Origin of the sequence: Serratia entomophila, assembly GCF_021462285.1 — a bacterium.
GTDB classification, from domain to species: domain Bacteria; phylum Pseudomonadota; class Gammaproteobacteria; order Enterobacterales; family Enterobacteriaceae; genus Serratia; species Serratia entomophila.
In genome coordinates, this window is the sequence record NZ_CP082787.1 from 3,678,600 (window position 1) to 3,690,514 (window position 11,915).

General features: G+C 63.4%; 8 protein-coding genes. 6 read left to right on the top strand and 2 right to left on the bottom strand.

Annotated elements, in window-relative coordinates; all coding sequences use genetic code 11:
* Positions 1 to 74 precede the first annotated feature (74 nt).
* From yegD to KHA73_RS17865, 3 genes are read left to right on the top strand one after another with little or no spacing between them, the layout of a single operon-like run.
* Positions 75 to 1,427, top strand: a complete 1,353-nt coding sequence (gene yegD, locus KHA73_RS17855) for a molecular chaperone (protein WP_234585743.1) — start codon at positions 75 to 77, stop codon at positions 1,425 to 1,427.
* A gap of 59 nt (positions 1,428 to 1,486) precedes the next feature.
* Positions 1,487 to 2,050: a GNAT family N-acetyltransferase gene (locus KHA73_RS17860; protein WP_234585744.1), complete on the top strand. Its 564-nt coding sequence runs from the start codon at positions 1,487 to 1,489 to the stop codon at positions 2,048 to 2,050.
* Positions 2,044 to 2,553: an AAA family ATPase gene (locus KHA73_RS17865; RefSeq protein ID WP_234585745.1), complete on the top strand. Its 510-nt coding sequence runs from the start codon at positions 2,044 to 2,046 to the stop codon at positions 2,551 to 2,553. The genes KHA73_RS17860 and KHA73_RS17865 overlap by 7 nt, the downstream gene beginning before the upstream one ends.
* Here the strand turns inward: KHA73_RS17865 and KHA73_RS17870 are convergent.
* Both KHA73_RS17870 and KHA73_RS17875 read right to left on the bottom strand, forming a co-directional pair.
* Positions 2,550 to 3,167, bottom strand: a complete 618-nt coding sequence (locus tag KHA73_RS17870; RefSeq protein ID WP_234585746.1) for a pyridoxamine 5'-phosphate oxidase family protein — start codon at positions 3,165 to 3,167, stop codon at positions 2,550 to 2,552. The genes KHA73_RS17865 and KHA73_RS17870 overlap by 4 nt on opposite strands.
* A 68-nt stretch (positions 3,168 to 3,235) precedes the next feature.
* Positions 3,236 to 4,189 carry an aldo/keto reductase gene (locus KHA73_RS17875; protein ID WP_234585747.1) on the bottom strand — a complete coding sequence of 318 codons (954 nt, stop codon included), beginning with the start codon at positions 4,187 to 4,189 and terminating at the stop codon, positions 3,236 to 3,238.
* 268 nt (positions 4,190 to 4,457) lie between these two features.
* Here KHA73_RS17875 and KHA73_RS17880 point away from each other — a divergent pair, with 268 nt between their 5' ends.
* Genes KHA73_RS17880 through mdtC form a run of 3 tightly spaced genes read left to right on the top strand, consistent with a single transcriptional unit; the run spans position 4,458 to position 11,907 of the window.
* A complete protein-coding gene (locus KHA73_RS17880) occupies positions 4,458 to 5,711 on the top strand; it encodes an MdtA/MuxA family multidrug efflux RND transporter periplasmic adaptor subunit (protein ID WP_234585748.1) in 1,254 nt (417 codons plus the stop codon).
* Positions 5,711 to 8,830, top strand: coding sequence for an MdtB/MuxB family multidrug efflux RND transporter permease subunit (locus KHA73_RS17885; protein WP_234585749.1), 3,120 nt, complete (start codon positions 5,711 to 5,713; stop codon positions 8,828 to 8,830). Before KHA73_RS17880 ends, KHA73_RS17885 begins: the two co-directional genes overlap by 1 nt.
* The gene (gene mdtC, locus KHA73_RS17890) at positions 8,827 to 11,907 is read left to right on the top strand and encodes a multidrug efflux RND transporter permease subunit MdtC (protein WP_234585750.1); all 3,081 of its coding nucleotides are present in this window, start codon (positions 8,827 to 8,829) and stop codon (positions 11,905 to 11,907) included. The genes KHA73_RS17885 and mdtC overlap by 4 nt, the downstream gene beginning before the upstream one ends.
* Positions 11,908 to 11,915: the final 8 nt, after the last annotated feature.

Sequence of the window (11,915 nt, forward strand, 5' to 3'; positions counted from 1 at the left end):
CAAAGGCACGTTGCCCGATGGAACAGTCTCGGGTAAAGTCGCCCCCCTTCATTGGCATGGGGACTGAGAAAAATATGTTTATTGGATTCGATTACGGAACGGCCAACTGTTCCGTCGCAGTGATGCGAGACAACGGCCCTGAGCTGCTGACGCTGGAAAATAACGAGCCGTATCTGCCGTCGATGCTGTGCGCGCCAACCCGCGAAGCGGTGAGCGAGTGCCTGCACCGCCACTGGCAGGTGCCGACCGGCAGCGAAGAGAACCAACAGCTGCTGCGCCGGGCGATAAGCTACAACCGCGAAGAAGACATCCCGGTCAACGCCGACAGCCTGCAGTTTGGCCTGCAGGCGCTGGCGCATTACGTGGAAGATCCGGAAGAGGTGTACTTCGTGCGCTCGCCGAAATCCTTCCTCGGCGCCAACGGCCTGAAGCCGCAGCAGATTGCGCTGTTTGAAGACCTGGTGTGCGCCATGATGTTCCACATCAAGCGTCAGGCGGAAGGCGTGCTGCAAACCGGCATCGATCAGGCGGTGATCGGCCGGCCGATCAACTTCCAGGGCATCGGCGGCGAAGACGCCAACCGGCAGGCGCAGGGCATCCTGCAGCGCGCCGCCGAACGCGCAGGCTTCAAGGACATCGAATTCCAGTTCGAGCCGGTGGCGGCGGGGCTGGACTTCGAAGCGACGCTGAACGAAGAAAAAATCGTGCTGGTGGTGGATATCGGCGGCGGCACTACCGACTGTTCGGTACTGCTGATGGGCCCGCAATGGCGCGATCGCGCCGAGCGCCAACAGAGCCTGCTGGGGCACAGCGGCTGCCGCGTCGGCGGTAACGATCTGGACATTATGCTGGCTTTCAAACAGCTGATGCCGCTGTTCGGCATGGGCGGCGAAACCGAAAAGGGCATCGCCCTGCCGGCGCTGCCTTACTGGAACGCGGTGGCGACCAACGACGTACCGGCCCAGATCGACTTCTACAGCAGCGCCAACGGCCGCATGCTGCGTGACCTGATCCGCGACGCTGCGGAGCCGGAGAAGGTCAAGCGCCTGTTGAAGGTGCACCAGCAGCGCCTGAGCTATAGGTTGGTGCGCGCGGCGGAGGAGAGTAAAATCGCCCTCTCCGGCCAGCAGAGCATCAGCGCGCCTTTGGCCTTCGTGCAGCCTGAGCTGGCGGAAACCATCAGCCAGGATCAGCTCGCCGAGGCCATTTCGCAACCGCTGATGCGCATTCAGGAGCAGGTCAGCGCCGCGCTGGCCAGCAGCCAGAAGGCGCCGCAGGTGATCTACCTGACCGGCGGCAGCGCGCGTTCGCCACTGTTGCGCGCCGCGCTGCAACAGCAGCTGCCGGGCATTCCTATCGTCGGTGGCAACGACTTCGGCTCGGTGACCGCCGGGCTGGCGCGCTGGGCGCAAACGCTGTTCCGCTAACAGCCCAAGGGTGCGGTTCATACATTCGCCGCCCCCTGGCTCATTGGAGGCCATGCATCATGTCAACCATCCATACCCTCGACAGCGCCAGGCTGCGGCTGCGCCCCTGGCGCGACGACGATCTGCCGGCCTTCGCCGCGCTTAACGCCGATCCGCAGGTCATGCGCTATTTCCCCGCGACGATGACGGCCGAGGAAAGCCGCGCGCAGGCCGAACGTATCCGCGCCTTCATGCAACAACATGGCTGGGGGCTATGGGCGGTGGAAGTGAAAGGCGGTGCGCCTTTTATCGGTTTTGTCGGGCTGGCGCGGCCGGGCGACGACCTGCCTTGCTCCCCCGGCATAGAGATCGGTTGGCGGCTGGCGGCGGCTCACTGGGGCAACGGTTATGCCACTGAAGCGGCACGCACCGCGCTGGAGTGCGCTTTCGGCACGCTACACTTGCCGGAAGTGATGTCCTTTACTGCCGAAAACAACCAGCCATCGCGCCGTGTGATGACACGCATCGGCATGCGCTTCGACAGCGAAACCTTCCTGCACCCGCGCCTGCCCGCAGGCCACCCGTTGCAAAAACATGTATTGTATCGGTTGAGCAAGCAACAATGGCGGGAGCAAACATGCTGATCGTGCTTTCCGGGCTGCCGGGCAGCGGCAAAACCACCCTGGCGCGGGCGTTGGCAACCAGTCTGCCGGCGCTGCATCTGCGCATCGATACCCTTGAACAGGCGATACGCAACAGCGGCGTGCTGGCCGATGACATCGGGCCGGCCGGCTATTTCGCCGCCTATGGCGTCGCCGGCGACAATCTGCGCCTCGGGCACAGCGTGATCGCCGACTCGGTCAATCCGCTGCCGATCACACGCGAAGCCTGGCGGCAGGTGGCGCAACGGGCGGGAAGCCGCTGGCTGGACATTGAGGTCCATTGTTCTGACCGCGCCGAACACCGCCATCGGGTAGAGACCCGCCGCGGCGACATCGACGGGTTGCAGCCACCCGGCTGGCAAAGCGTCAGCACCCACGATTACGCCCCCTGGACCACGCCGGTGACGCGCATCGACACCGCCGGCCGCACGGTGGAAGCCTGCCTGGCTCAGCTGTTGCCCGCCATCAGCGCCGCCCGCAGCTAATACAGCGTATCCTTCAGCCGCTGCGGCAGCGCGCTGTCGTATTCTTCGCCATCGAACCGCGTTTTACTCACCTCAGCCAGAATGCTGCCGGTGCTGGGCAAGGCAGATCGCTCAAGGCGGCTGGCTTCATCCCACAATCCGGAACGCAGTATCGCCCGGCTGCATTGGAAAAACACCGCCTCCACCCGAATACGCAGCACCGAACGCGGCAGCATGTTGCGGTGGGCGAAGCGCTGCAGCACCTCTTGCGCCACAACAATCTCCGCGCGGCCGTTAATCCGCAGCGTTTCGCCGATGCCGGGGATCAGCAGCAGCAGCGCCACCCGGTCGTCATGCAGAATGTTGCGCAGGCTGTCGATGCGATTGTTGCCGCGCCGGTCCGGCAACAGCAGGGTTTTCTCGTCTTCGATATGGATAAAGCCGGCCGGATCGCCGCGCGGGGAAACGTCCATTCCGTCTGGCCCGACGGTAGACAACGCGGCGAACGGCGCCGCTTCGATAAAGGGACGATAGACTGGGTGAATATAGCTGACTTCTTTGAACACCGACGGCGCGGCCGGCTTGCCGTACAGCTGCTCCAGCGCCGCAAGATCGTTGATAATATCGTTCTGCATTGCAGTTTCCTGAATGGGTCACTGTGACCCATTCAGAATAGAGCAAAATTGCCATCGGGCAATCGGCTTTACCAGGCGCTGGCCTGATTCAATACCTGGATATCATCGGCATCCAGCCGCAGGCGAGTGGCGCTGACCAATTCATCCAGCTGCGGCAACGACGTGGCGCTGACAATCGGCGCGGTAATCTCCGGCCGAGCAATCAGCCAGGCCAGCGAGACCTGCGCCGGCGAGGTGCCGTGCTTTTCCGCCACCCGATCCAGCGCCGCCAGGATGGCAAACCCGCGCGGATTCAGGTACTGAGCGACGATCCGGTCGCCGCGCTGGCTTTTGCCCTCGTCCTGCGCGCTGCGGTATTTGCCGGTCAGGAAGCCGCTGGCCAACGAGAAGAAGTTGATCACCCCCAGGCCGTGGCGTTGCGTTACCGCCGCCAGCGCTTTCTCGAACCCTTCACGCGCATAGAGGTTGTATTCCGGCTGCAGGGTTTCGTAGCGCGCCAGCCCGTGCTGCTCGCTGATCTGCAGCGCCTCTTCCAGCCGATCCGCCTGATAGTTGGAGGCGCCGATCGCCCGCACCTTGCCCGCCTTGATCAGTTCATCGAACGCCGCCAGCGTGTCCGCCAACGGCGTGTCGCGATCGTCATCGTGCGACTGGTACAGATCGATGTAATCGGTCTGCAGGCGGCGCAGGGAATCCTCCACCGCCTGGCGAATATAGCGCGGCGACAGCCCCTGCTTGCCTTCGCCCATCGGCTTGCCCACCTTGGTGGCGATGATCACCTGGTCGCGCTTGCCGCTTTGCTTCAGCCATTCGCCAATCACGGTCTCCGATTCGCCGCCCTGGTTGCCCGGCACCCAGCTCGAATAGACGTCGGCGGTGTCGATAAAATTAAGCCCGTTCTCCACCAGCGCATCCAGCAGGCTGAAAGACGTCTGACGATCCGCCGTCCAGCCAAACACGTTGCCGCCGAAGGTCAATGCCGGCACCCTAATGCCCGAACGGCCCAACTCTCTGTTGCTCATTGCCTGCTCCTGTAGAAAAAGATTCGCGGATTAATTATTAGCGTTAAATGAAGTGAAACGCTAAAACGCATTGGCTATAAGCCGAAACAAATCCCTTATAAACATAGCCTGTTCAATTCAACCATTATTAGGACAATGCTGACGATTCCTCCATATTTCCTTCATTTTTATGCCGTCTTTGCTGGCTAAACTAGTATCCTGTAAGGAGTGTAACTTTTGTGGCAATGAGTGCCCGCGCCCCTGCCTTTTGGAGAGAATTTTCGCCACCATGAATGCAAAACCCCAACGCCGTTCTCTGATGCTGCGCCTGCTGCTTGTGGTGATCGTGATCATCGCCGCCGTACTGGCCTGGCGCCATTTCAGCATGTCCCAGCCGGCCGCCGAAACGGCGCCAGGGGCGCACGGCGCCGCCGGGAAAGCGGGAGCCGGCCGGGCTGCGGGCGGCAGACGCGGCGCGCCAATGTCGCCGGTGCAGGCGGCAACCGCCACCTTGCAAACGGTCCCCCGCTACCTTTCCGGGCTGGGCACCGCCACCGCGGCCAATACCGTTACCGTCACCAGCCGGGTCGACGGCCAACTGATGGCGCTACACTTTACCGAAGGCCAACAGGTCAAGGCCGGCGATCTGCTGGCCGAGATCGACCCGCGCCCGTTTGAAGTGCAGTTGACTCAGGCACAGGGGCAGCTGGCCAAGGACCAGGCGACGTTGGCCAACGCCAGGCAAGATCTGGCGCGCTATCAGCAGTTGGCGAAAACCAACCTGGTTTCTCGCCAGGATCTGGATACCCAGCTTTCTCTGGTTCGCCAAACCGAGGGCGCCATCAAGGCCGATCAGGGCACCGTCGACAGCGCCAAACTGCAGATCACCTACAGCCGCATCACGGCGCCAATCGACGGCCGGGTCGGCCTGAAGCTGGTCGACGTCGGCAATTACATCAGCAGCGGCAGCACCACCGGCATCGTGGTGATCACCCAGACTCACCCGATTGACGTGGTGTTTACGCTGCCGGAAGGCAATATCGGCGATTTGATCAAGGCGCAAAAAGCCGGCCCGGTCAGCGTCGAAGCCTGGGATCGCACCAATCAGAACCTGCTGGCGACCGGTTCGCTGCTGAGCCTGGATAACCAGATTGACACCACCACCGGCACCATCAAGCTGAAAGCGCGCTTTATCAACGAGGACGACGCGCTGTTCCCGAACCAGTTCGTCAATGCGCGCCTGAAGGTGGACACCCTGCATGACGCGGTGGTGATCCCGACCGCCGCGCTGCAGATGGGCAACGAAGGCAACTTCGTCTGGACCCTGAGCGAAGACAACAAGGTCAGCAAGCACCGGGTGACCACCGGCATTCAGGATAGCCAACAGGTGGTGATCGGCGCCGGCCTGAACGCCGGCGATCGGGTGGTGACCGACGGCATCGATCGCCTGACCGAAGGCATGCAGGTGGAGGTGCTGGCGCCGAAAGAAGCGCCGACGGCGGCCAAAGCCACACGCAAACCTGACGTTCAGGGGAAATCCTGATGCAGGTGATGCCCCCCAATCCCGGCGGCGGGCCGTCCCGCCTGTTTATCCTGCGCCCGGTCGCCACCACCCTGTTGATGGTGGCTATTCTGCTGGCGGGGATTATCGGCTACCGCGCCCTGCCGGTATCCGCCCTGCCGGAAGTGGACTACCCGACCATTCAGGTAGTGACGCTGTACCCCGGCGCCAGCCCGGATGTGGTGACCTCCGCCATCACCGCCCCACTGGAGCGCCAGTTCGGCCAGATGTCCGGCCTGAAACAGATGGCGTCGCAAAGCTCCGGCGGCGCCTCGGTGGTGACGCTGCAGTTCCAGCTGGAGCTGCCGCTCGACGTCGCCGAGCAGGAAGTGCAGGCGGCAATCAACTCCGCCACCAACCTGCTGCCGAGCGACCTGCCCTATCCGCCGATTTACAGCAAGGTTAACCCGGCCGATCCGCCGATCCTGACGCTGGCCGTCACCTCCTCCGCCATGCCGATGACGCAGGTGGAAGACATGGTGGAAACCCGCGTGGCGCAAAAAATTTCCCAGGTGACCGGCGTCGGCCTGGTGACCCTCTCCGGCGGCCAACGCCCGGCGGTGCGCGTGAAGCTGAACGCCGCCGCGGTCGCCGCCTATGGGCTGGACAGCGAAACCATTCGCACCGCCATCAGCAACGCCAACGTCAACTCAGCCAAAGGCAGCCTGGACGGCCCCACCCGCTCGGTGACGCTCTCCGCCAACGACCAGATGAAGTCCGCCGACGATTACCGCCAGCTGATTGTCGCCTACCAGAACGGCGCGGCCATCCGGCTGCAGGACGTCGCCACCATCGAACAGGGCGCCGAGAATACCCGCCTGGCGGCCTGGGCCAACAAGCAGCAGGCCATCGTGCTGAACATCCAGCGCCAGCCCGGCGTTAACGTGATCACTACCGCCGACAGCATCCGCGAGATGCTGCCTCAGCTGATCAAAAGCCTGCCCAAATCGGTCGACGTCAAGGTGCTGACTGACCGCACCACCACCATTCGCGCCTCGGTCAGCGACGTGCAGTTTGAGCTGCTGCTGGCGATCGCGCTGGTGGTGATGGTGATTTACGTGTTCCTGCGCAACGTGCCGGCCACCATTATCCCCAGCGTGGCGGTGCCGCTGTCGCTGGTGGGCACCTTCGCCGCCATGTATTTCCTCGGTTTTTCCATCAACAACCTGACGCTGATGGCGCTGACCATCGCCACCGGCTTTGTGGTGGACGACGCCATCGTGGTGATCGAGAACATCTCGCGCTATATCGAGAAAGGCGAAAAACCGCTCGATGCCGCTCTGAAAGGGGCCGGTGAAATCGGCTTCACCATTATCTCGCTGACCTTCTCGCTGGTGGCGGTGCTGATCCCGCTGCTGTTTATGGGCGATATCGTCGGCCGGCTGTTCCGCGAGTTCGCCGTCACGCTGGCGGTGGCGATACTGATCTCCGCCGTGGTCTCGCTGACGCTGACGCCGATGATGTGCGCGCGCATGCTGAGCCACGAATCGCTGCGCAAGCAAAATCGCTTTTCCGCCGCCTCCGAACGCTTCTTTGATCGGGTGATCGCGCAATATGGCAAATGGCTGAAAACGGTGCTCAACCACCCGTGGCTGACGCTGGGCGTGGCGCTGAGCACCCTGGCGCTGACGGTGCTGCTGTACCTGCTGATCCCGAAAGGCTTCTTCCCGGTGCAGGACAACGGCATCATTCAGGGCACGCTGGAGGCGCCGCAAACCGTGTCGTTCAGCAATATGGCCGAACGCCAACAGCAGGTGGCGGCGGAGATCCTCAAAGATCCGGCGGTGGAAAGCCTGACCTCGTTTGTCGGCGTCGACGGCAGCAACGCCACGCTTAACAGCGGCCGCCTGCAGATCAACCTGAAGCCGTTGAGCGAACGCAGCGATCGCATTCCGGCGATCATCACCCGCCTGCAGCAGCAGACGGCGCAGTTCCCCGGCGTGAAGCTGTATCTGCAGCCGGTGCAGGATCTGACCATAGATACCCAGGTCAGCCGCACCCAGTATCAGTTCACCCTGCAGGCGATGTCGCTGGACGACCTCAGCCTGTGGGTGCCGCAGCTGATGGCGGAGCTGAAGCAAACCCCGCAGCTGGAAGACGTGACCAGCGACTGGCAGGCTCAGGGCCTGGTGGCCTATGTGAACGTCGATCGCGACTCGGCTTCGCGCCTCGGCATCACCATGAGCGACGTGGACAACGCGCTGTACAACGCCTTCGGCCAGCGGCTGATCTCCACCATTTACACCCAGGCCAACCAGTACCGGGTGGTGCTGGAACATGACGTCAGCACCACCCCGGGGCTGGCGGCGCTGAGCGAAATCCGCCTGACCAGCAGCAGCGGCGCCACTGTGCCGCTGAGCGCCATCGCCAAAATCGAGGAGCGCTTCGGGCCGCTGTCGGTCAACCACCTCGACCAGTTCCCGTCGACCACCGTTTCCTTTAACGTCGCCGCCGGTTATTCGCTCGGCGAGGCGGTGGACGCGGTTAGCCAGGCGGAAAAAAACCTCAATATGCCGAAGGACATCACCACCCAGTTCCAGGGCGCGACCCTGGCGTTCCAGGCGGCGCTGGGCAGCACTCTGTGGCTGATCCTGGCGGCGGTGGTGGCGATGTACATCGTGCTGGGCGTGCTGTACGAAAGCTTTATTCATCCGGTCACCATACTCTCCACCCTGCCGACCGCCGGGGTTGGCGCCTTGCTGGCGCTGATGCTGGCCGGCAGCGAACTGGACGTGATCGCCATTATCGGCATCATCCTGCTGATCGGCATCGTGAAGAAAAACGCCATCATGATGATCGACTTCGCGCTGGCCGCCGAACGCGAACAGGGGCTGACGCCGTATGAGGCCATCTATCAGGCCTGTCTGCTGCGCTTTCGGCCCATTCTGATGACCACGCTGGCGGCGCTGCTCGGCGCGCTGCCGCTGATGCTCAGCACCGGCGTCGGCGCGGAGCTGCGCCACCCGCTCGGGGTGTGCATGGTCGGCGGGCTGGTGATGAGCCAGATCCTGACGCTGTTCACCACGCCGGTGATTTACCTGCTGTTCGACAAACTGGCGCGCAATACCCGCCGCCAGCCGGAAACGCAGGAGCTGCCGTGAGATTCTTCGCCCTGTTCATCCACCGGCCGGTGGCCACCACGCTGCTGACGCTGGCCATCGCCATCTGCGGCATCATCGGCTTCCGCCTGCTGCCGGTGTCGCCGCTGCCGCAGGTCGATTACCCGGTTATCTCGATCAGCGCCTCGCTGCCGGGCGCCGATCCGGAAACCATGGCGTCATCGGTGGCGACGCCGCTGGAACGCGCGCTGGGGCGCATCGCCGGGGTCAACGAGATGACCTCGATGAGCTCGCTCGGCAGCACTCGCGTCATTTTGCAGTTCGATCTCGATCGCGACATCAACGGCGCCGCACGCGACGTGCAGGCGGCGATCAACGCCGCGCAGAGTCTGCTGCCTACCGGCATGCCGAGCCGGCCCAGCTACCGCAAGGTCAACCCGTCCGACGCGCCGATCATGATCCTGACGCTGACGTCCGATACCTACAGCCAGGGCCAGCTTTACGACTTCGCCTCCACCCGGCTGGCGCAAAAAATCGCGCAAACCGAGGGCGTCGGCGACGTCTCGGTCGGCGGCAGCTCCCTGCCTGCGGTGCGGGTGGAGCTGAACCCCAGCGCGTTGTTCAATCAGGGCGTCTCGCTGGACGCGGTGCGCCAGGCCATCAGCAACGCCAACGTGCGCCGGCCGCAGGGTTCCCTGGAGAACCCGCAGCAACGCTGGCAGATCCAGGCCAACGACGAGCTGAAAACCGCGGAGGTTTACCGGCCGCTGATTATCCACTACAACAACGGCTCGGCGGTGCGGTTAAGCGACGTGGCCGACGTCAAAGACTCGGTGCAGGACGTGCGCAACGCCGGGATGACCGACGCCAAGCCGGCGATCATCCTGGCCATCAGCCGCGCGCCGGACGCCAACATCATTGAAACCGTCGACCGCATCCGCGCCGAGCTGCCGGACCTGCAAGAAAATATCCCGGCCGCGATCCAGCTGAACATCGCCCAGGACCGTTCGCCGACCATCCGCGCCTCGCTGGCCGAGGTGGAGCAGTCGCTGGCGATCGCCATCGGGCTGGTGATCCTGGTGGTATTCATCTTCCTGCGTTCCGGGCGCGCCACCCTGATCCCGGCGGTGGCGGTGCCGGTCTCACTGATCGGCTCCTTCGCCGCCATGTACCTGTGCGGCTTCAGCCTGAATAACCTGTCGCTGATGGCGCTGACCATCGCCACCGGTTTCGTGGTCGATGACGCCATCGTGGTGCTGGAAAATATTTCCCGCCACGTCGAGGCGGGCATGAAGCCGATCAACGCCGCGCTGGTGGGGGTGCGAGAAGTCGGCTTCACCGTGCTCTCGATGAGCGTGTCGCTGGTGGCGGTGTTCATTCCGCTGCTGCTGATGGAGGGGCTGCCCGGCCGCCTGTTCCGCGAGTTCGCCGTCACCCTGTCGGTGTCGATCGGGCTGTCGCTGATTATTTCCCTGACGCTGACGCCGATGATGTGCGCCTACCTGCTGCGCCACCAGCCGCCGCGTTCGCAGCGGCGCGCGCGCGGCTTCGGCAAAATGCTGATGGCGCTGCAGCAAGGCTACGGCCGCTCGCTGAACTGGGTGCTCGGCCACTCGCGCTGGGTGCTGGCGGTGTTCCTCGCCACCATTGCGCTCAACGTCTGGCTGTATGTCAGCATCCCTAAAACCTTCTTCCCCGAGCAGGACACCGGCCGGCTGATGGGCTTTATCCAGGCCGACCAAAGCATTTCCTTCCAGGCGATGCGCGTTAAGCTGGAAGACTTCATGAAGATCGTGCGCGAAGATCCGGACGTGGAAAACGTCACCGGCTTTACCGGCGGCTCGCGCACCAACAGCGGTTCGATGTTCATCTCGCTCAAGCCGCTGTCGGTGCGCAGCGACGATGCGCAAAAGGTGATCGCCCGGCTGCGCGCCCGGCTGGCGAAAGAGCCGGGAGCCAGCCTGTTTCTGATGGCGGTGCAGGATATTCGCGTCGGCGGGCGCCAGGCCAACGCCAGCTATCAGTACACCCTGCTGGCGGACGATCTCTCCGCCTTGCGCGAGTGGGAGCCGAAGATCCGCGCCGCGCTGGCCGCGCTGCCGGAGCTGGCGGACGTCAACTCCGATCAGCAGGACAAAGGTTCGGAAATGGACCTGATCTATGACCGCGAAACCATGACGCGCATGGGCATTTCGGTCGCCGACGCCAATAACCTGCTGAACAACGCCTTCGGCCAGCGCCAAATTTCGACCATCTACCAACCGCTCAATCAGTACAAGGTGGTGATGGAGGTGGCGCCGCCTTACACGCAGGACGTCAGCTCACTGGACAAGATGTTCGTGATCAACAAAGACGGCAAGGCGATCCCGCTATCCTATTTCGCCCGCTGGCAGCCGGCCAATGCGCCGCTGTCGGTCAATCATCAGGGGCTGTCGGCGGCATCGACCGTTTCCTTTAACCTGCCGGACGGCGGCAGCCTGTCGGACGCCACCGCCGCGGTTGAACGCACCATGACCCAGCTCGGCGTGCCGTCCACCGTACGCGGCGCCTTCGCCGGTACCGCGCAGGTGTTCCAGGAAACGCTGAGATCCCAGCTGCTGCTGATCGCCGCCGCAATCGCCACGGTGTATATCGTGCTTGGCGTGCTGTATGAAAGCTACATCCACCCGCTGACCATACTGTCTACCCTGCCCTCGGCCGGGGTGGGCGCGCTGCTGGCGCTGGAGCTGTTCGGCGCGCCATTCAGCCTGATCGCGCTGATCGGCATCATGCTATTGATCGGCATCGTGAAGAAAAACGCCATCATGATGGTCGATTTCGCCCTCGACGCGCAGCGCAACGGCGGCATCAGCGCCCGCGAGGCGATTTTCCAGGCCTGCCTGCTGCGCTTTCGGCCGATCATGATGACCACGCTGGCGGCGCTGTTTGGCGCGCTGCCGCTGGTGCTGACCAGCGGCGACGGCGCCGAGCTGCGCCAGCCGCTCGGCATCACCATCGCCGGCGGGCTGCTGATGAGCCAGCTGCTGACGCTGTATACGACGCCGGTGGTTTACCTGTACTTTGACCGGCTGCAGATGAAATTCCGCCGCGGCAAGAAACTGGATCCGTTGCCCCAATAATGGCCGAT

Bases quoted from the DNA above. Each gene is read 5' to 3' on its own strand.
- yegD (WP_234585743.1), top strand. From the start codon at position 75: ATGTTTATTGGATTCGATTACGGAACGGCCAACTGTTCCGTCGCAGTG.
- KHA73_RS17875 (WP_234585747.1), bottom strand. From the start codon at position 4,189: ATGAGCAACAGAGAGTTGGGCCGTTCGGGCATTAGGGTGCCGGCATTG.
- KHA73_RS17870 (WP_234585746.1), bottom strand. From the start codon at position 3,167: ATGCAGAACGATATTATCAACGATCTTGCGGCGCTGGAGCAGCTGTAC.
- KHA73_RS17885 (WP_234585749.1), top strand. From the start codon at position 5,711: ATGCAGGTGATGCCCCCCAATCCCGGCGGCGGGCCGTCCCGCCTGTTT.
- KHA73_RS17880 (WP_234585748.1), top strand. From the start codon at position 4,458: ATGAATGCAAAACCCCAACGCCGTTCTCTGATGCTGCGCCTGCTGCTT.
- KHA73_RS17865 (WP_234585745.1), top strand. From the start codon at position 2,044: ATGCTGATCGTGCTTTCCGGGCTGCCGGGCAGCGGCAAAACCACCCTG.
- KHA73_RS17860 (WP_234585744.1), top strand. From the start codon at position 1,487: ATGTCAACCATCCATACCCTCGACAGCGCCAGGCTGCGGCTGCGCCCC.